The organism is Curtobacterium sp. MCBD17_030, from assembly GCF_003224255.1.
Lineage (GTDB): Bacteria > Actinomycetota > Actinomycetes > Actinomycetales > Microbacteriaceae > Curtobacterium.
The window spans coordinates 1-19,754 of record NZ_QKLI01000010.1 but is presented as its reverse complement, the minus strand read 5'-3'; the positions used below and the strand labels follow the sequence as shown (position 1 = coordinate 19,754).

17 protein-coding genes are annotated in these 19,754 nt (G+C 71.5%); 8 read left to right on the top strand and 9 right to left on the bottom strand.

Annotation, left to right across the window (positions count from 1 at the left end; translation table 11 throughout):
- Positions 1–124: 124 nt before the first annotated feature.
- Positions 125–442 carry a hypothetical protein gene (locus tag DEI89_RS10290; RefSeq protein WP_110903964.1) on the top strand — a complete coding sequence of 106 codons (318 nt, stop codon included), beginning with the start codon at positions 125–127 and terminating at the stop codon, positions 440–442.
- A gap of 21 nt (positions 443–463) precedes the next feature.
- Here the strand turns inward: DEI89_RS10290 and DEI89_RS10285 are convergent, their stop codons facing one another.
- Complete coding sequence (locus tag DEI89_RS10285; RefSeq protein WP_110903963.1) at positions 464–1,525, bottom strand: aromatic acid exporter family protein; 1,062 nt, start codon at positions 1,523–1,525, stop codon at positions 464–466.
- A gap of 79 nt (positions 1,526–1,604) precedes the next feature.
- On the opposite strand from DEI89_RS10285, the gene DEI89_RS10280 reads away from it, so the two are divergent.
- On the top strand, positions 1,605–2,846 hold the full coding sequence (locus tag DEI89_RS10280; protein WP_146236748.1) for an aminoglycoside phosphotransferase family protein: 1,242 nt from the start codon (positions 1,605–1,607) through the stop codon (positions 2,844–2,846).
- Between the two features lie 466 nt (positions 2,847–3,312).
- Positions 3,313–5,439: a DEAD/DEAH box helicase gene (locus tag DEI89_RS10275; RefSeq protein WP_110903961.1), complete on the top strand. Its 2,127-nt coding sequence runs from the start codon at positions 3,313–3,315 to the stop codon at positions 5,437–5,439.
- Between the two features lie 150 nt (positions 5,440–5,589).
- On the opposite strand, the gene DEI89_RS10270 is transcribed toward DEI89_RS10275, so the two are convergent.
- Complete coding sequence (locus DEI89_RS10270; RefSeq protein WP_110903960.1) at positions 5,590–5,862, bottom strand: mycoredoxin; 273 nt, start codon at positions 5,860–5,862, stop codon at positions 5,590–5,592.
- Positions 5,863–6,010: 148 nt separating this feature from the next.
- Between DEI89_RS10270 and DEI89_RS10265 the strand changes: the two genes are divergently transcribed.
- Positions 6,011–7,525 (top strand): CYTH domain-containing protein, encoded by a 1,515-nt coding sequence (locus DEI89_RS10265; protein WP_110903959.1) that lies wholly within the window; start codon positions 6,011–6,013, stop codon positions 7,523–7,525.
- Between the two features lie 85 nt (positions 7,526–7,610).
- On the opposite strand, the gene DEI89_RS10260 is transcribed toward DEI89_RS10265, so the two are convergent.
- Positions 7,611–9,803 carry a S9 family peptidase gene (locus DEI89_RS10260; protein WP_258368840.1) on the bottom strand — a complete coding sequence of 731 codons (2,193 nt, stop codon included), beginning with the start codon at positions 9,801–9,803 and terminating at the stop codon, positions 7,611–7,613.
- 10 nt (positions 9,804–9,813) lie between these two features.
- Positions 9,814–11,022, bottom strand: coding sequence for a Fic family protein (locus DEI89_RS17360; protein ID WP_181421590.1), 1,209 nt, complete (start codon positions 11,020–11,022; stop codon positions 9,814–9,816).
- A gap of 220 nt (positions 11,023–11,242) precedes the next feature.
- On the opposite strand from DEI89_RS17360, the gene DEI89_RS10250 reads away from it, so the two are divergent.
- Complete coding sequence (locus tag DEI89_RS10250) at positions 11,243–12,445, top strand: amidohydrolase (RefSeq protein ID WP_110904028.1); 1,203 nt, start codon at positions 11,243–11,245, stop codon at positions 12,443–12,445.
- 88 nt (positions 12,446–12,533) lie between these two features.
- On the opposite strand, the gene DEI89_RS10245 is transcribed toward DEI89_RS10250, so the two are convergent.
- Both DEI89_RS10245 and DEI89_RS10240 read right to left on the bottom strand, forming a co-directional pair.
- Positions 12,534–13,424 (bottom strand): aminodeoxychorismate lyase, encoded by an 891-nt coding sequence (locus DEI89_RS10245; RefSeq protein WP_110903957.1) that lies wholly within the window; start codon positions 13,422–13,424, stop codon positions 12,534–12,536.
- Positions 13,425–13,449: 25 nt separating this feature from the next.
- Positions 13,450–13,800 (bottom strand): tryptophan synthase subunit alpha, encoded by a 351-nt coding sequence (locus DEI89_RS10240; protein WP_110904027.1) that lies wholly within the window; start codon positions 13,798–13,800, stop codon positions 13,450–13,452.
- A 64-nt stretch (positions 13,801–13,864) separates the two neighbouring features.
- On the opposite strand from DEI89_RS10240, the gene DEI89_RS10235 reads away from it, so the two are divergent.
- Positions 13,865–14,383: an 8-oxo-dGTP diphosphatase gene (locus DEI89_RS10235; protein WP_181421589.1), complete on the top strand. Its 519-nt coding sequence runs from the start codon at positions 13,865–13,867 to the stop codon at positions 14,381–14,383.
- Positions 14,384–14,431: 48 nt separating this feature from the next.
- Here the strand turns inward: DEI89_RS10235 and DEI89_RS10230 are convergent, their stop codons facing one another.
- From DEI89_RS10230 to DEI89_RS10220, 3 genes are all read right to left on the bottom strand, one after another.
- Complete coding sequence (locus tag DEI89_RS10230) at positions 14,432–14,716, bottom strand: hypothetical protein (protein ID WP_110903955.1); 285 nt, start codon at positions 14,714–14,716, stop codon at positions 14,432–14,434.
- 31 nt (positions 14,717–14,747) lie between these two features.
- Positions 14,748–15,926 (bottom strand): ABC transporter permease, encoded by a 1,179-nt coding sequence (locus DEI89_RS10225; protein WP_146236745.1) that lies wholly within the window; start codon positions 15,924–15,926, stop codon positions 14,748–14,750.
- Between the two features lie 245 nt (positions 15,927–16,171).
- Positions 16,172–17,860, bottom strand: coding sequence for a sodium:proton antiporter (locus tag DEI89_RS10220; protein WP_110903953.1), 1,689 nt, complete (start codon positions 17,858–17,860; stop codon positions 16,172–16,174).
- A 113-nt stretch (positions 17,861–17,973) separates the two neighbouring features.
- Between DEI89_RS10220 and DEI89_RS10215 the strand changes: the two genes are divergently transcribed.
- Both DEI89_RS10215 and DEI89_RS10210 read left to right on the top strand, forming a co-directional pair.
- Entirely contained in the window at positions 17,974–19,230 is a 1,257-nt protein-coding gene (locus tag DEI89_RS10215; RefSeq protein WP_110903952.1) for an inorganic phosphate transporter, read from the top strand.
- Positions 19,231–19,341: 111 nt separating this feature from the next.
- On the top strand, positions 19,342–19,638 hold the full coding sequence (locus DEI89_RS10210) for a hypothetical protein (RefSeq protein ID WP_110903951.1): 297 nt from the start codon (positions 19,342–19,344) through the stop codon (positions 19,636–19,638).
- Positions 19,639–19,754: the final 116 nt, after the last annotated feature.

Genomic DNA, 19,754 nt, shown 5'->3' with positions numbered 1-19,754 from the left:
ACCGACGGCGTCCGTTGCGTCCGGTGGACAGCTCGAGACCGACGGGTACTGGCCGGGACCATCGCCTTGCTATGCTCCGGCCCGGACGCTGTACCCGACAGACCGTCCTGTACTGGGGGGCACCATGCACGACCCGGACCATCCGGAGATCGTCCGCCTGCGCGCCGAACTCGACTCCGCCCGGGAGGGCGTCGTCGGTCTCGGTCCGCTCGACGGACCACATCGCGACCGCGTCGTCGCCGACCTGCTCGCCGCCGTGCTGGACGGTGCCGGCCGTGCCGCGCGCGCAGCCGGCCAGGAGGCCGTGGTCGCCGAGATCCGTCGGTTCGCCGACGTCGAGGTGGTCACGTCCGACCCGTCGTGGCCCGCGGCGGGGGTGTGGGCGGACCTCCTCGAGGCGGCGCACCAGGCGGCGTGCGGCACGGACGAACCCGTCCGCTGACCCGACGTCGGAGCAGGCCGCTCAGTCGTCCTCGCCGAGCAGTTCCTCACGGACGCGACGGACGTCCTCCAGCAGTGCTCCGATGAGCACCCAGTGCCGGGAGTTCGGCCGGACGACCGCGAGCGGCGCGGTCAGCGCGTGCTCGACCGCGGTCTCCTCCGGTCCCTCGGTGAGCTCGCCCGGCGTGAGTCGTGCCGACTCGACCTGCGCGCCGAGGCGGCGGACGTCGGAGCCGATGCGGGCGACCTCGGTGGCGATCCGCCCCACCATCGGGTCGGCACGGAGGTCCGGGGCGGTGTTGTCCCGGACGGCACGTGTCATGCCCGTGACCCGGGTGACGAGGACGCGCAGGTGTTCGGCGACGGCGACGTCCCGCTCGAGGACGGTGTGGTGCCGACCACCGCGGGGGTTCATGGCGAGTGAGTCGCGAGCCGAGGTCAGCGCGGCCTCCGTCCGGCCGTGCTGCTGCCGGAGCGCCCGGGCCTGCAGCAGGGCCGCGTCCCACTGCTCGTGGTCCCACCCCTCGGTCAGACCGACGGCGATGCGTTCGAACGCGGCGGCGGTGTCCCGGGCGAGCCGTGCGACGGCCAGGTGCGCGGGTTCGAGGAGGACCGGCGGCACGATGACGGCGTTCACCACGAGCGCGACGACCGCGCCGATCACGGTCTCGAGGATCCGGTCGGCCGAGTAGTTCGGCGTGACGACCCCGGCGGTCAGCACGAGCATCCCGCTGATGCCGACCTGCGTCGCCGAGGTCGGGGTCAGGCGCAGTGCCCAGGCGAGCAGGATCGCCAGGACGACCACGAGCAGCACGATCCACACCGCGTCGCCGAGGAGCAGGTGCACCCCGGTCGCCAGGACCACGCCGAGCAGGACCCCGGCGCTGCGCTCCAGGCCCTTCACGAACGACTGGTTGATGCTCGGCTGCACGACGAGCAGGGCGGCGATCGCGGCGAAGGTCGGGAACGGTCCACGGATCAGGAGCTCGCACAGCAGCACCGCCGCGACCACCGCCACCGCGGTCTTCACGACCTGGAGGAACGGGGTGCGGCTCGAGCTGCGGAGGCGCCTGACCGGGTTCACCCCTCCACGCTAGCCAGGAGCCGCACGCCGAGCCGCTCGGCAACGCGCCGAATCCCCGCACACACGGTTGACTGTGGCCGTGTGGCCCAACCATGAGCGTGTCATCCCCGAGGCCTTCGCCGGGTCCGGGACGTCCGTCGTGGCCGCGCGTGCGCACTCGGTCGAGCCCTCGGGCAACGGCTACCTCTACGGGTACGAGGTCGACACCCTCGACCGGAACGGCCAGCGTGCCACCGTCCTGACGTACGTCGACACCGGCGGCGCCCACGACCAGAACAGCGCCATCGTCACCGACCCCGCGACGGGGGAGCCGGTGTCGGTGTGGGCCTACCCGAACGACCCGGGCCTCCCGGTGCTGCCGCAGGTGACCTACCGGGACGCCGTCGCCGAACTCCTGACCACGCTCGGCATGCCGGTGACGGACCCGACCCTGACGGTGGCCGCCTACCGGCCCGGCAAGCGCGCCGTGGTCCGCGTCGACGCGCCCGAGCGCACTCTCTTCATCAAGATCGTCCGGCCGCACCGGGTCGCACCGATCGTCCGCACCCACGAGCAGTTCGCGGCGGCCGGGCTCCCGGTGCCGCGCGTGCTGGCGAGCCGCGGTGACGGGCTGCTCGTCCTCGAGCTGGTCCGGGGCGTCCCGGCCGGCAGCCGGATCACCGAGATCGCGGACGACCCGCGCTTCGTGGCGTCCCTCGCGGCGCTGACCGGCCGCATCGCCGCGGTCCCGATGACGCAGCAGGCGCGTGCGGACGCGATGGACCACGCGGACTGGCACCGCCGTACCCTGACGACCGCGCTGCCCGCGGACGCCGAGGAGATCGACCGCCTGTACGACGCGATCGGGCGCCGGTCGATCGGCTGGAACGCCGCGCAGAAGCAGGTGGTGCACGGTGACCTGCACCTCGAGCAGGTCTTCGTCGACGAGGACGAGCCGTGGCGCATCTCCGGCCTGCTCGACATCGACACCGCCGGTTGGGGGTACCCGGTGCGGGACGTCGGCGCGGTCGTCGCGCACCTCGTCGTCACCGGGCTGTGGCACCGCTCCCGTGGTGACGTGGACCGCGGTGCCGCCGCCGAGCGCCTCGCGGACGCCGTCGCCCGGGACTGGGCGGCCCGGAACCCGCAGGAGGCCGAGCGCCTCGGGCCGGCGATCGGTGCACAACTCCTCGCGCATGCGGGCGGGCAGGCGACCACCGGGTCGGTGAACGGGATCGCGACGGCGGAGCAGCTGCTCGCGGCGACGCGTGCCGCCCTGGCGGAACCGGCCCCGAGCCTCCCGTCCGGTGCCGGCCGGCCACGCTCCGCACCGCACCTCTGACGCCCGTCCCGTGCGCCCTGCCCGTGACGCGGCGTCCCGGCCGGGAGGCTCGCCACGCGCGGGGTGTGGAGAGTCGCCTCCGTCGGTGCCTGGGGAGTAAACTGACGGCGCACGCACGGCGTGCTCGCATGTCGCGTCGATCCCTGCCGCGACGACCGGTCGCTGGCCGGTGCGGGCCGCAGCCGCGTCGCCTGGTAGGTCAGACCTCCAGGACGTTCTCCGGAGGACCTCCTCCGGGATGGGTGGCGTGCGTGAGACGCCGCCGGACTCCCGAGCAGACCGTCACATCGACCACCGGCCCGCACCTGGGCCCCCGATGCGTCCTGCCGGAACGTGCCGGCGTGCTGCGGGCCACGGCGGCCCGTGGTGGACACCGGTGCGACGGCCACGACACACGGCAGCCGCACCACACGACTTCCGCCCGTACCGGGTGGCTCGCCCCGACGAGGGCGGAACAGGAGGAGCTTTGGCTCGATCAGGTACCCGTCGCGCTGCCGGTGGCACGCGGACGGCTGCGCGCCGGACCCGACCGCTCGACAACGACGGCCTCATCCCCGTCCTCGCCCGCGCCGTGCGCGAGGTCGAAGCTGCCGCGCAGCGGGGCCCCCTCAAGGCGACGAACCGCACGAAGTTCCAGGCTGTCGCCCTGCTCATGCGCGAGGAGCGTGCCCGCGTCAAGGCGGACGCGACCCTCACCGACTCGCAGCGTGCCGAGCAGTTGAAGCGCCTCGACGGAGTCGCCACGATCCTCGCGAAGACCGCTGCGCGGGACACCAGTGTCATCCAGCTCCTCACCGAGGAGGCCTCCGTCTCCGAGGCCACGCGCACGGTGAAGCGCGACATGATGATCGCCGCCGGCATCGAGCTGCAGCCCGAGGACCTGGTCATCGCAGCCGAACCGACCGCTGCGGTCGAGACGCCCGAGCGGTCCGTGGTGCCGCAGTCCGTCGTGCAGCGGCAGCTCGCGAACCCGTTCCTGCCGCCCGACTTCGCGCTCGCCGACCAGCCCGTGGCGCACCCGCGTCGTCTCGCGAACTGGGAGCTCTTCGGTCCGCTGTTCAAGTCCTTCGAGTACGGCGCCGGCGGCGGAGTGGCCTCGATGCCGCTGCCCGAGCCGGCGACGCTGCACACCCCGGCCGGTGCCTCGCTGATGAAGCACCAGGCGGAACTCGTCACCTCGGCGGCGCAGGGGCACCGCACCTTCCTGCTCGCCGACGAGCCGGGCCTCGGCAAGACCGCGGAGTCGCTGCTCGCTGCCGACGCCGCGAAGGCGTTCCCGCTGCTCGTCGTCGTCCCGAACGTCGTCAAGACGAACTGGGCTCGCGAGGCCGAGCGCTGGGTGCCGAACCACCGTGCCACGGTCATCCACGGGGACGGCCAGGACCTCGACGGGTTCGCCGACATCATCATCGTCAACTACGAGATCCTCGACCGGCACGTCGGTTGGCTCGGGACCTTCGGGTTCAAGGGCATGGTCGTCGACGAGGCCCACTTCATCAAGAACAAGGACTCGCAGCGCTCGAAGTTCGTGCTGCAGCTCGCCGAGAAGATCCGCGAGCGCACCGCGAACCCGCTGCTGATGGCCCTGACCGGGACGCCGCTCATCAACTCGGTCGAGGACTTCCGCACGATCTGGGAGTTCCTCGGCTGGATCGACGACAAGAAGCCCCGCGCGCAGCTCATGAACGAGCTCGAGGAGATCGGGCTGACCCCCGCCGACCAGGGCTTCTTCACCGAGGCGCGCAAGGCGGTGATCGACCTGGGCATCGTCCGTCGCCGCAAGGTCGACGTCGCCGCGGACATCCCGGCCCGCCGGATCGCCGACATCCCCGTCGAGCTCGACGGTGACGAGGGTCGTTCGATCCGCGACGCCGAGCGCGAGCTCACCGCGAAGCTGGTCAAGCGGTACCACCAGGCGCTCGCTGCCCGCACCGGCCAGGCACCGGTCGACGGCATCGACGAGAAGCTCGTCCGCCAGGTCGCCCGCTGGGAGCTCGAGGACCAGGACGCCTCGTCCACCGGGGAGAACGTGTTCTCGATGGTGCGTCGCATCGGTCGTGCCAAGGCGCAGCTCGCGGCGGACTACGCGGCGCAGCTCGCCTCGAACGTCGGCAAGGTCGTGTTCTTCGCGAAGCACCTCGACGTGATGGACCAGGCGGAAGAGGTGTTCGCCCGCCGGCACCTGCGCACCGCGACGATCCGCGGCGACCAGACGCCCGCGCAGCGCACGGCCGAGATCGACTCGTTCGTGAACGACCCCGACGTCGCCGTCATCGTCTGTTCGCTCACCGCGGCCGGCGTCGGCCTGAACCTGCAGGTCGCCTCCAACGTCGTCCTCGCCGAACTGTCGTGGACGAGCGCCGAGCAGACGCAGGCGATCGACCGCGTGCACCGCATCGGTCAGGAAGAGCCGGTCACCGCGTGGCGCATCATCGCCGCGCAGACGATCGACACCAAGATCGCCGAGCTCATCGACTCGAAGGCCGGCCTCGCTGCCCGCGCGCTCGACGGGTCGGACGACGAGGTCGTCGACTCCGGTGACATCCAGCTCGACGCGATGGCGGCGCTGCTGCTCGACGCGCTCTCGCGGTAGGGCGCGGCCGGCCGGCTGGCGGGCGCCGGCTGGCTGGCGCCGTTCGGCTGCGCACAACAGGAACCCGCTCGAACCAGGGGAGACCGTGGTTCGAGCGGGTTCCTGTCGTGCGGGTCCGGCTTGCGCCGGGCGCAGGGGCGCCGCCGCGGGTCAGACGCGCGACTGCACCTCGGCCAGGGACGGGTTCGTCGCCGTGCTGCCGTCGGGGAAGACCAGCGTCGGCACGGTCTGGTTGCCGCCGTTGACCTCGGCGACCAGCTCGGCCGTGCCGGGCGTGTTCTCGATGTCGACCTCGCGGAACGGCACGCCCGCCTTGGTCATCTGGTTCTTCAGCCGGGCGCAGTAGCCGCACCAGGAAGTCGTGAACATGGTGACGCCGCCGGCCTCGGGCACGAACGCGTCACGGGTGATCGTCTCGCTCATGTGCTCACGGTAACCCCGGTTCCCGGGAGGCGCGTCCGACCCCGCCTCCGACCCTGCCTCCGGCCGCGGCTCCCTGACGAGGCACGACGGCCCGCCGCCGACCCACCCGTGGTGAGGACCACGCCGCCACCCTGGTAGACAAGACCGTGTGAGCGACACCCACCTCGAGATCGAGCGCACCTACGACCTGCCCGACGGCGCCGCACTGCCCGACCTGGTCGGCGCCGGCGGGATCATGCAGACCGACGTCCAGGAGCCCTTCGAGCTCGACGCCACCTACTGGGACACCCAGCGGTACGACCTCGTCGCCGCGCACGTCACCGTCCGACGGCGCACGGGCGGACACGACGCCGGCTGGCACATCAAGCGCTCCGAGTCCGACACCGTCCGCCACGAGCAGCACTTCCCGCTCACCGAGGACCCGGACACCGTGCCCGTCGAGGTCCTCGCCGCACTCTTCACCGAACGCCGCGGCCGCGGACTCCACCCCGTCGTCCGCATCACCACCACCCGCACCGTCACCCGCCTGCTGGACGAGGACGGCGACCAGGTCGCCGAACTCGCCGACGACCAGGTCGTCGCAGAACGCCTCGACGACGACGCGCCGGCGGACCCGAACACCTGGCGGGAGGTCGAGGTCGAAGCCGTCGAGGGCGTCGACCCGCAGATCGCGCACGAACTCTTCGCCGCCCTGGACGGCCGGTTCGCCGCCGTCGGCGCCGGCCCTGCCGCCGTCGCGTCCAAGCTGGCACGCGGGCTGGCGGGGGCACCGGCACCGCGCCTCCAGACCGAGGAGAAGCCGCACAAGGGCACCGCGGCCCGCGCACTCACCAAGCGCCTGCGGAAGCTGCGCGGCACGCTGCTCCGCCTGGAGGCCGGACTCCGGTCCGGCGCACCGACCGACCTGGCCGAGACGGCGGAGACCGCGCTCGGCATCGCCGCCGTCCTCGGGTCGTACCGGCCGGCCTTCGCCGACGGGGACGAGATCGACCGGGCCGCCGCCGCGGCCGACGCACTCGCAGCCGTCACGGCACGAGCCGCGCTCGCCGAGTACCTGGTCGACCGACTGTCGCATGCGTCGAGCCCGGCGCAGGAGGCGCTCGTCGACTCGATCACCCGCGAACGCGTCCTCGCCGCCACTCGCCAGCGCCGCGACGACGCCACCCGCGAGGTCGTCCTGTCCCTGCACGAGGAGTCGTTCCTCGAACTGCTCGACGCCCTCGACGACGCCGTCGAACGCCCCCGGCCGACGGCGTGGGCGCTCCGCGATCCGAAGCGGGTCGCGCAGGACGTCTCGGCGATCGAGAAGCCGCGCGTCCGCGACCTCGTCCGCGTCGCCGTCGGGGACGACCCCGCCGACGAGGCCGGGGACCGCGAGGCGACCCAGCGTGCCTGGCACGCGACGCTCCGCGCCCGGATGGCGATGGACGTCCTCGGCGACGACGCGTTCCCGCACGCGCTGTGGAAGCGCATCGGCACCGCGGCCGACGTGCTCACCGAACGTGTCCGGTCGCTGCACGCGCTGGAGCAGCTGCGCGTGCAGGCGGGCATCGCGGAACGCGCCGGCGAGGGCACCTTCGGGTACGGGGTCCTCGCGGGCGACCGGGTCCGCGTGGCCGAGGAGTCCTACGACGAGGCGGTGCACGCGCTCAACCGCGTGTGACGGCGAAGGCCGGGAACCACGACGGCGCGCACCCTGATCGGGTGCGCGCCGTCGTCGTCGGTCCGGACCGGGTTCGTGCTCCGGGTCAGCCCGCGGCGATCGGGTTCGCGCTCGCGGCTGCGGGGGAGACGTCAGCCAGTCCGAGCACGTCGAGCAGCCAGGCCAGCTCGGACGCACGCTCCTTCCACGAGTCGTACCGACCGCTGACACCACCGTGTCCGGCGGACATCTCGGTCTTCAGGAGCACCGGGGCGCCGACCTCGCGCAGCTTCGCAGTCCACTTCGCCGGCTCGACGTAGAGCACTCGGGTGTCGTTGATCGAGGTCACGGCGAGGATGCGCGGGTACTGCACGTCGTCGCGGACGTTCTCGTACGGCGAGTACTCGCTCATGTACCGGTAGACCTCGGGGTCGTGCAGTGGGTCGCCCCACTCGTCCCACTCGATGACGGTCAGCGGCAGGTCCGGGTCGAGGATGCTGGTCAGCGCGTCGACGAACGGCACCGCGGCGAGGATGCCCGCGAAGCGTTCGGGTGCCAGGTTCGCGACCGCGCCCATCAGCAGACCGCCGGCGCTGCCGCCCTCGGCCACCAGACGCTCGGGCGTGGTCCGGCCGCTGTCGATGAGGTGATCGGCGACGGCGACGAAGTCCGTGAACGTGTTCTTCTTCGTCAGGGTCTTGCCGTCCTCGTACCAGTGCCGGCCGAGCTCGCCGCCACCGCGGACGTGGGCGACGGCGAAGACGACCCCGCGGTCGAGCATCGACAGGCGCATCACGCTGAAGCCCGGGTCGATCGAGTGCTCGTACGAGCCGTACCCGTACAGGTGCAACGGGGCCGGGGTCTCCGCATCGACGGCGTCCCGGCGCCACACGAGCGAGATCGGGACCCGCGTGCCGTCGGACGCGGTCGCCCAGTCGCGCTCCTGCACGTAGTCGGCCGGGTCGTAGCCGCCCAGCACCGGCTGCCGCTTCAGCACGGTGACCTCGCCGGTCGCCAGGTCCAGGTCGCTGACCTCGGACGGGGTGACGAAGGACGTGTACCCGAGGCGGAGCGTCGGCTGGTCCCACTCGGGGTTGCCACCGAGGCCAGCCGAGAACAGCGCCTCGTCGAAGGGGACCTCGTGCGCGTCGCCGTAGCCGTCGCCCTCGATCGGGATGATCGCGATCCGGGGGAGCGCCTCGGACCGGTACTCGAGCGCCAGGTGTCCGGCGAAGGCGTCGACCGACTCGATGCGTCGCTCGGCGTGGTGCGCGACGACGACGCGGCGGTCGGACTCCGAGGTCGGGTCGTCGGCGGGGACGTCCACCAGCTCGAAGTTCTCGGCGCCGTCGTTGTGCAGGACCAGCAGTCGGTCGCTGCCGCCGACGATCGCGTGCTCGATCTCGTACTCCACGCCCTCGCGACGGGGCCACACCACACGGAACTCACCGGTCGGGTCGGACGCGTCGAGGACGAGCGCCTCGGAGGTGATCTTCGACCCGAGCTCGATGACGATGTACTGCGACGAGCGGGTCACGCCCACGCCGACCCAGTAGCGGTCGTCCGGCTCCTCGAACACCACCACGTCCGCGTCCGCCGAGGTACCGACGGTGTGGCGCCAGATGCGGTCCGGTCGCCACGAGTCGTCCACGGTCGGGTAGAAGACGTAGCGGCCCGACGGGTCGAACGTCGCGCCGGCTCCGGTGTTCGGGATCGTGTCGCCGAGGTCCTGCCCCGTCTCGAGGTCACGGACCGCCAGGGTGTAGCGCTCGTCGCCCTCGACGTCGACGCCGTAGACCAGCCGACGACCGTCGTCGCTGATGTCGTAGGTGCCGAGCGAGAAGAAGTCGTGCCCCTCGGCCAGGGTGTTGCCGTCCAGGACCACCTCTTCCCCGGGCAGGGTGCCGGCGCCCGCCGGCGAGCCCTCGGCTGCCGCCTCGAGCGACGGCGGGGTCCAGTCGTCGGGTCCGTTGATCGGAGCGCGGCACTGCACGCCGTACTGGCTGCCCTCGCTCGTCCGGGTGAAGTACCACCACTGGCCCATGCGGACGGGGACCGAGAGGTCGGTCTCCTGCACGCGGGTCTTGACCTCGTCGAAGAGCCGCTGACGGAGCCCGCCGAGGTGCTCGGTCTGCCCTTCGGTGTAGCGGTTCTCGGCTTCGAGGTACGCGATGGTGTCCGGGGACTCCTTGTCGCGCAGCCACTCGTAGTCGTCGACGAAGTCGATGCCGTGGTGGGTCCGCGTCCGGGGCCGCTTGGCGGCGGTCGGCGGGATGGTCACGTCGTGCTCGCTGGTCACCTGGCCCACCCTATTCGCTCGGCATGGAGGACCGACCCGGCCCCGCCGCTCCGCCCACCGCCTCAGCATCCACCGCCGAGTCCGCCGGCACGGCCGCCGAGGTCGACGGCACCACGGCCGCCCGGATGCGTTCCGCGAGCGCGTCGAGCTCCGCCAGCACGTCCGACGCCACCCATGCCCGGTCCCGTCGCCGCTCGGTGACCGGCCGCAGCACGCCCGCGTCGACCAGGTCGTCGATCACCGCGTCCGTCCAGGGCAGGTCCGGCGGCAGCGCGGCACTGATCGCCGCCTCGGTCAGGACCGGGTCCGCGCGCAGGACGCGGAGCACCGCGGAGTCGTGCGTCACCCGCGGCCCGCAGCTCGTGCTGTGCACCGCGGCACGGTCGTGCTCGATCTCGTCGAGTCGGAGTGCCGCGTACTCGACCTCGTCACACACGGTGCCGATCGCCGCGGCGACCAGGGTCACGACACCGTCGACGTGCCCGTCCCGGTACCGGACGAGTTCGGCGAAGTACCCGGCCCGGTCCGCGACGAGTGCCGCGGCCACGGGGACCACGAGCGAGGACGTCAGACCGCGTCGTCGGAGCACGGCGTTGACGAGGGCGCGGCCGATCCGCCCGTTGCCGTCGGTGAACGGGTGGACGGACTCGAACTGGGCGTGGGCGATCGCCGCCTGGACGATCGGGTCGAGGTCGTCCCGCGACAGGAAGGCGAACAGGTCGTCCATGGCCTCGGCGACGTCGTCGGCCGGCGGCGGGACGTACGCGGCGTCCCGCGGGGACGCTCCGCCACCGATCCAGTTCTGCACCTGCCGCCAGCGCCCCGCGACCGGGCCGTCGACGGGGTCGTCCCGCATGAGCACGGCGTGCGCGTCGAGCACCGAGCGCTCGGTGATGCCGCCCCGGCCGGCGTCGTCGATCATCGCCCTGAGCGCCGAGGTCGCGCCGACCATCGCCGTCGCGCTGCCGTTCGCGCGGATGCCGACGAGGGCTCGGGCGTAGTCGTCCAGCGTGGCGTGCTCGTCCTCGATCCGGGAGGACGAGACGGCCTCGGTCCGGGCGAGCAGCAGGTCGAAGGTCGCGGTGCTGTCACCGAGGCGTCGGTCGAGCTCCGTCAGGCGCTCGGTGACCCGCGACACGAAGTCCGCCGTGGTCGGGGGTGCGGTCCAGGTGCGGTGGGCGATGCGGGGCGGCAGCGAGCACCGGACCGAGCGGACCATGCGGTCGGCTCGCGGCGGTCGTCCACTGCTGCGCCACGGTCGGGTCGCCGTGCCGTGCGCCGGCCAGTCAGGCCGGGGCGACCGGGTGTCGTGGTGGTGCATCCTGCCTCCGCTCGTCGGGTCCTCAGAAGGTACCGACGGACCGTCCTCCACCGCGAAGAACCCGTATGTCGTGTACGAAGACCGAGGCCTCCGCCGATGTGATCGGTACCGTTGTGGAATGACTGACAACTCGTTCGTGATCACCGGTGCCCACGTCGTCCCCGTGGACGGGGCGGAGTTCGACGGGGGAGCGGTCGTCGTCCAGGACGGCCGGATCACGGCCGTCGGACCCGACGTGACGCCTCCCGACGGACTGCCCGTGATCGACGCCGTCGGCGCCTGGCTGCTGCCCGGCTTCGTCGAGGCACACGGCCACGTCGGCATCCACGAAGAGGCGAACGGCTCGGCCGGCAACGACACCAACGAGATGACCGGCCCGAACATGGCCGCCGTCCGCGCGATCGACGCGGTAGACATCGACGACGAGGGGTTCCGCGACGCCCTCTCCGGCGGCATCACGAGCATCGTGGTGAAGCCCGGCTCCGGCAACCCCATCGGTGGGCAGACGGTCGCGATCAAGACCTGGGGTGGCCGGACCATCGACGAGCAGCTCATCTCCGACGCGGTGAGCATCAAGAGCGCCCTCGGCGAGAACCCGAAGCGGGTCTACGGCGAGAAGGGGCAGACCCCCTCCACCCGCCTCGGCGTCGCGAAGGTGATCCGCGAGGCGTTCGTCGCCGCGCAGGACTACCGGGCCGCCCGTGACGCCGCCGCACGGAAGGACGAGCCGTTCACCCGGGACCTCACCAAGGAGGCCCTGGTCCGCGTCCTCGACGGCGAGCTCGCCTGGGACCAGCACACCCATCGCCACGACGACATCGCCACCGCGGTCCGTCTCGCCGAGGAGTTCGGCTACCGCCTGGTCGTCAACCACGGAACCGAGGCCCACAAGATCGCCGACCTGCTGGCCGAGAAGGGCATCCCGGTGATCTACGGGCCGCTGTTCACCAGTCGTTCCAAGGTCGAGCTGCGCGACCGCGGCATCCCGAACCTCACCACGATCGCGGCAGCCGGTGTCCGCGTCGCGATCACCACCGACGCGCCCGTCGTCCCGATCAACATGCTCGTCACCCAGGCGACGATGGCGGTGCGTGACGGCCTGCCGCGGCAGACCGCGCTCGAAGCGATCACCTCGGCCCCGGCCGACATCCTCGGCTTCGGGGACCGGGTCGGGCGCATCGCCGAGGGGCTCGACGCCGACCTGGTGCTCTGGGACGGCGACCCGCTCGACGCCACCAGCCGCGCCCAGCGCGTCTGGATCGAAGGCGAGCAGGTCTTCCGCTACGTCGACGGGCAGGGCGTGACGACACCGCGCTGGTGACCAGCCCGGTGTCGGTGACCGGCTGACGGACGGGAGGCTCGGTGCGGCGCCGCACCGAGCCTCCCGTCCGGCGTCGGGTCCGGCCGGTTCAGTCCTGACGCGACAGGAGGAAGTCGTTGATGCGCTCCGTCATGCCGAGGTCCATCTCCTGCGGAACGCCGTTGACCGTGTGGATCGGAGCGGCCTGCCGGATGCTCGACACCAGCCACAGCGCGTCCGCAGTCCGCAGGTCGTCGAGGGTGACGAGTTCGTAGGCGGTCTCGATGCCCTCCTGCTCGGCGAAGCGGAAGACGTCGGCCTGCGTGGTGCCGTCCAGGATCCCGATGTCGGTCCGTGGGGTGACGAGGCGGCCACCGACCGCCATGATGAGGTTCGCGCGGGTGCCCTCGAGGACGTAGCCGTCGGTCGAGACGAAGAGCGCGTCGTCGGCACCGCGGCGGACGGCCTCGCGGAGGGCGGCCATGTTGATCGCGTACGACAGCGTCTTCGCGCCCTGCAGCAGCCAGGGCGAGGTCCGCTCGATGTCGTGCCGGTAGCCGCGGTCCAGCGTGACGACCCCGATGCCCTCGGTGCGGTCGCGGGTCTGGTCGGCGGAGGGGGCCGCGTAGACCCAGCCGGTCGGACGGCCGAAGCCCTCGACCCCGCGCGTCAGGACGGTCTTCGCGTACGCCTCGCGCACCGGGTCCAGGCGTGCGCAGACCGCCTCGATCGCCTGTCGCCAGGCGTCGAGGTCCGGCTCCGGCAGGTCGAGCTTGGCGGCGGACCGACCAAAGCGGGCGAGGTGCGCCTCGAGTGCCTGCGGACGACCGTCGATGACCGTGATCGTCTCGAACACACCGTCACCCCGGGTCAGGCCGAGGTCCATCACCTGGATGTGCTCCTCGAGCGGCTTCACCCACGTGAAGGCCTCCGCCTCCGGGTCGTGCGGCGCGGCGGCGCGGGAGGGCTGGTTCAGGACGGCGAGGACGGTGTCGGTCATGCCCCCATCCAACCCCAGGCGGGCGTCAGCGACCACCGGGCAGTGCGTCCATGAGCTTCCACACGGCCTCGGTGAGTTCCGGGTGCTGGAGCGCGATGCGGCGGAGGCGGTGGTACTCCTCGCCGTGCTCGGTGCCGTGCCCGGATGCCGGGTGCGACGACCACTGTGCGCTGCGCTGGCCGATGCGGACGTCGAGTTCCATCGCCTCGGCGCGGAGGATCAGCACGACCTGCTCGTCGACGCTCGGCAGCGTGTGCATGAAGTCCCAGGGATCGTCACCCTGCCGACACCGGTGTTCGACGATGACCGAGATCTCCTCGGCGGCTTCGGCGCGCAGCACCTCGAGGCTGCGCCCCGTCCTGCGAGACTCAGCCATGACGCCCCCACAGCACGCCTGCCATGCATCGAGCGTACGTCATTCGATCGGCCACACTGGACACATGACCGAGCGCGACGAGAGCAAGTCCCAGCACCCGGCCGTCGTCGTCGTGTACCTCCTGCGGGACGGCGCGGACGGGCCGGAGGTGCTGCTCGGCGAGAAGCGGCGGGGCCTCGGCACCGGCCGCGTGGTCGGACCGGGCGGCAAGCGCGAGGGTGTCGAGACAGCGGTCGAGACCGCCGTGCGCGAGGTGGCGGAGGAGGTGGGCCTCCGCATCGACCCGGCCGACCTGGAGGCCCGTGGCACGTTGGACTACCGGTTCCCGTTCCGCCCCTCCTGGTCCCAGGTCTCGGACGTCTTCGTCTGCCACCGCTGGCAGGGCGACCCGTCGGGCGGTGACGAGTTGGAGCCCAGCTGGGTGCCGGTGGGCGCCGTGCCGTACGACGCGATGTGGGACGACGCGCGCTACTGGCTGCCCGGGGTCCTGGCTGGCGGGCGGGTCGATGCGCGGGTGGTGTTCGCGGAGGACAACGCCTCGGTCGCCGGGTTCACCGGGACGGGGATCGGCGAACCGGCCTGATCGCGCTGCCCGGTACCGCCGTCCTGACGCTCTGACCGCCGGCGCTCGTCAGCGTGCGCGCTGCGTCGGGGTGTTGCCGGTGCGCGCGGCTTCGGCCTCGGCCATCACGTCCGCGTCCCCGCTCTGTCCGCCGAGCGGCCGGACGAAGAAGTCGACGACGCCGAACACGATCGCGGCGACGAGCGCGAACATCGCCCAGCCGTCCCAGAGCCCGGCGACGCTACGGCCACCGCTCGGCGCGAGCACGATGCTCGTGACGTAGGACAGCGCCGCGATGACGAGGAAGACGACGACGATCGTCATGAGGAGGCGGTGCCAGGCGGTACGGGTCATGATCGGATCAGGATAGCCCTCGCTCGGGCGCTCATCGACGTGGGTTCAGCGGCTGGTTCTCGAGCCCGTCGCGGCCGCCCGTGAAGACGTCACCGGCGGCGCGTTCGTCCTCCCAGTCGTCGTCGCGCAGGACCTGCAGCGTGCCGGTCTCGGTCGAGATGAGGGCGTTCCGCTCGAGCTCGGCGTCACGCTCACGGCCCAGGAACTCGCGGTTCGCGGTGTTCGCGTCCTGGAACATCGTGGTCCGGCCGGTGACGATCGCGCGGATCCGGCGGCGTTCCCACCACTTCTTGCCGAGGAACATCAGGACGAGCCCGGCGGCGGCGTAGCAGCCCATCGTGACCAGGCCGCGCTCCGGGCCCGGGCCGACGCCGTAGAGCTGGTGCTTGATCATGTCGACCATGCTCGAGCCGACCACGACGTTGTTGAGCCACGCGAACGGCTCCGGCATGAACCACTTCGGGTAGGCGCCACCGGAGGACGGCATCGACAGGAAGACGAAGCAGATCATGGCCGGCGCGGCGATGAACCGGCCGACGAAGTAGCTCAGGCCGTTCACCGCCAGGCCGATCGCCACGATCCAGCCCCAGGCGATGAGGACGAGCGGGATGAAGTGCCCGTGGATCGCGCCGACGACGGGGCCGGCGAGGGTGTTCGTGATGAGCGAGATGACCAGCCCACCGGTGACGATGACCGTCATGCGCGTCCGGTGACGCAGCGGGCCGCCCATGATGCCGATGAACATCGCGACCATGTAGCCGCCGATGCACCACGCGAGCATCACGTACATCGCGACCGTGCCGTACTCGTCGTAGGCCGGCAGGGGAGCGAGCTCGGTCACTCGAGGGGCGGCCAGTCCCGCGCCGGTGAGCACCGCGGTCAGCGTGGCGGGCACCAGGCTCGCGACCTGGAACTGGTGCGCGCTGGCCTTGAACAGCTCGTTGGCCGACGGGTCGTAGGCGACGGCGATCGTCCCGGCGACGACGTCGCGCTTCGCGCCGGCGAGCGAGTCGTAGGACGAGAAGAGGTACTCGCCGGGGAGCGCCTTCTGCACGGCCCCGATGAACGTCTGGTCGCTGCCGACGATGCCGATCGGGACGTCGTGCGGATGCGGGGCGTGGAACGCGAACACGTAGCAGAGGCAGAACCCGACGATGAAGAACAGCGGCATCCACAGCTGGAGCCCGATGAGCTGCAGCGACGGGTGCAACGTGGCGTACCAACGGCGGTAGCGGCCGATGTGTTGCTTCGGAGGCGGAGTGGGGCGCGCCTCCCGGCCGGGGCGGTGGACCGGCCGTGACCGGTCGTGCGCGACCCGCGCTGTGTCGTCGGCGCTGCGCGTCGGGAGGTCGTTGTTCCTGCGTGCTTCGTTCCGCGGCGTGCTCACTCGGCGGTGCGCTCCTGTCTCGTCGTCTGGCGTTCCAGGGTACGCCCGGGCGCCAGGGTGCGGGCAGGTCAGGAACGGCTGCGGGACGCCTGCGCCGAGTCCATCGCGAGCTCTTCAGCGTCGAGGGTCACGAGCACGCGGCGCATGACCTCCTCGTCGAGGTTGCCCTTCTCGCGTTCCTCGAGGACGATCTCGCGTCGGCGGTCGAGCAGCTCGCGGCGGATGTCCTGGATCTGCGTCCCGCGGAGCCGAACCGAGGTCCTGCGGTCCTCGGACTCCTCTTCTTCTGCGTCCTGCCGGAACGTCTCCGCCTGGCGTTCGAGACGGGCCTTCAGACGGGCGAGGACCTTGTCGGTCGCTTCCGGACCGTACCGGGTGCCCCACTCCGGCCGACGTCGGTCGAGCAGCTCGATCGCGGCGACGGTCGTCCGCTGGTTGAGCAGCATCTCGCTGCGGCGGTCCTTGTCGTCCTCGGCCGGGTCCTGCACCCTGAGGGCGCGGATCACGAACGGCAGCGTCAGCCCCTGCAACAGGAGGGTGCCGACGGTGACGATGAACGCGATCACGAAGATCGTGTCCTGCGCCGGGATCTGCGTCGGGCTCGCGACGACGGACACGGCGGCGGCGAGGGTCACCACCCCGCGCATGCCGGTCCAGGAGATCACCGTCAGCTCGCGCCAGTTCAGTCTCGGTTCCGCCGTGCCGCGGATCCAGCGCAGGGAACGGTGTCCTCGGGACAACCGGACGCGCAGGGGACGGATGAAGCGGCCGTGGAGGCGGTTCCGCGCGTACGACTCGAAGATGAACAGCGGTCGGACCAGGATCACGACCGTGAGCACGACGGCAGCGGCGGTCAGGGTCTGGCCGAGGCTGCGTTCACTCTCCACCAGGTCCTGCACGACCGTGTTGAGCTGCAGTCCGATCAGTGCGAAGACGAAACCCTCGAGGATGACGTCGATGCTCGTCCAAAGCGGGCGTTCCTGCAGTCGGGTCGCGTACCCCTCCTTCGGCGAGTTGTAGCCGATGTAGAGCCCGGCGGTGACGACCGCGATCACGCCGGAGCCGGACAGCTCCTCGGCCAGGATGTACGCCACGAACGGCAGCAGGATGCTCATGATCGTCTCGACCACCGGGTCGTTGATCCGCATCCGGATCCAGTGCACGAGGACGCCGAGGACCCCGCCGACGACGAGTCCGACGCCGATCGCGAGGCCGAAGATCGCGAGGTCCTGCCAGATCGTCAACGAGGCCCCGGCGATGATCAGCGTGAACACCCGGACCAGCGTCAGGGACGCCGCGTCGTTGATCAGGCTCTCGCCGGAGAGCACCGTCATCACGCGTCGGGGGAGCCCGAGCTTCCGTCCGATGGCCGCGGCGGACACCGCGTCCGGCGGGGCGACGATGGCGCCCAGGAGGATCGCGGCGGGCCACGTCATGTCGGGGATGATCAGGTACGCGGCCAGCCCGACCGCGAGCGCCGTGACGATGACCAGGAAGATCCCGAGCCGTCGGATCTGCTTGATCGAGCCGCGGAAGCTCTGCCACGACACGTCGAGCGCCGCCGAGTAGAGCAGTGGCGGCAGGACGACCGTGAGGATCACCTCTGAGTCGATCTCGATGTGCGGCAGTCCGGGGATGAACGACACGCCCAGGGCGACGGCGGTGACGAGCAGCGGTGCCGGGAGTCCCCAGGCCCGAGCGAACCCCGTGACGGCGAGTGATCCGACCAGCAGGATGAGCAACTCGGCGATGTCCACGGGGCCATCTTCCCATCCCGGAGCCGCGGACCTGAGCGAACGTGAAGGCCAGATGAACGACAGGTGTCCGTTCGGCTTGCTCGATGCCCGCTCGCCTGGGACACTTGCCCGCGGTGGACATCACGCTCATAGTCGTCCTGGTCATTGCGTTGGCCCTCTTCTTCGACTTCACAAACGGTTTTCACGACACCGCCAACGCAATGGCGACCCCGATCGCGACCGGCGCCATGAAGCCCACGGTGGCGGTCTCCGTCGCAGCGGTGCTCAACCTCGTCGGGGCGTTCCTCAGCACTGCTGTGGCGACGTCGATCTCGCACGGGCTCATCAACGAGGGACCCGGTGGCGTCGCCATCAGTCCGGAGATGATCTTCGCGGGACTGATCGGCGCGGTGGTCTGGAACATGATCACCTGGCTGCGCGGCCTGCCGTCGTCGTCCTCGCACGCGCTCTTCGGCGGCCTCATCGGCGCCGCCATCGTCGGGGCCGGCTTCGACTCGGTGAACTACGCGGCGCTGCTGACGGTGGTGATCATCCCCGCCTTCCTGTCGCCGGTGATCGCGTCGCTGGTGTCGCTGCTCGCCACGCGGATCGCGTACCGGATCACGCGGCGTCCGGTGTTCCCGAACGAGCGCGGCGGGTTCCGGATCGGCCAGATATTCACCTCGTCGATGGTGTCGCTCGCACACGGCACGAACGACGCGCAGAAGACGATGGGCGTCATCACGCTCACACTCATCGCGTCTGGTGCGCAGTCGGCGGACCAGGGCGTGCAGTTCTGGGTCGTCGTGGCCTGCGCGCTCGCGATCGCACTCGGTACCTACACCGGCGGGTGGCGGATCATCCGGACCCTCGGTTCCGGCATCACCGAGATCCGTGCCACGCAGGGGTTCGCGGCCGAAGCCTCGACCGCGGCGACCATCCTGGCCTCGAGCCACCTCGGCTTCGCGCTCTCCACCACGCAGGTGTCCTCCGGGTCGATCATCGGCGCCGGACTCGGTCGGCGCGGATCGAAGATCCAGTGGTCGACCGCGGGCAAGATCGTCATCGCCTGGTTCATCACCCTGCCGGCGGCGGCTGCGGTCGGCGCAGTCGCGTCGGGCATCGCCCGCTTCGGCGTGATCGGCCTGGTGATCGACGCGGTCGTCGGTGCGATCGTGATCCTCGGCCTGTACCTGTGGTCGCTCCGCAAGCCGCACGAGCACGCCTCGGCCATCGAGATCGACGTCGCCGCGAACGCCGTGCTGACCCGCAAGGAGCAGCGCGGACTGCAGCGCAAGAAGCGTGCCGAGGCCGTCGCCGCCCGCCGCGCCGAACTGAGCCGTGAGCGGACGCTCCGCCGCATGGCCGGACGCAAGGGAGGCCGTCGCTGATGGGCATCGCCACTGACGGACGCCGCGGGGCGTTCCGGCTTGGAAGGACCTGCTGATGGGCATCGCCACTGACGGACGCCGCGGGGCGTTCCGGCTCGGAAGGACCTGCTGATGGGCATCGACTGGGGGGCGTTCCTCCTCGTGGCACTCGTCGCCGTCGTCTCGGCGTGCTTCGTCGTCTCGGTGTACTCCGTTGGCCTCCGCTTCTGGAGCGCCGCCGACACCCGGGCCGGCAAGTACACCGTGAAGGACGACGGCACGATCGGCCCGGCCACCGCAGGATTCCCGGACCCGAACGCTGCGGCGTCGGCCGTCCGGATGCTGCGGGCGCTCGCCGTGGTCTGCTTCGTGCTCTGCGGTGCGGCCGTGCTCTACGGCATCTACCTGATCGTGCCCGCCTTCCACTGAGGCACCGCGCGACCCATCCGACTGCGGTCGGCCTCCGGGCCGGCCGCTGTCGCGTTGCCGGCCGCTGTCGCGTTGCCGGGCGTGCCCGTCCGCTGGGGCGAGCGGGCGGAATGCCA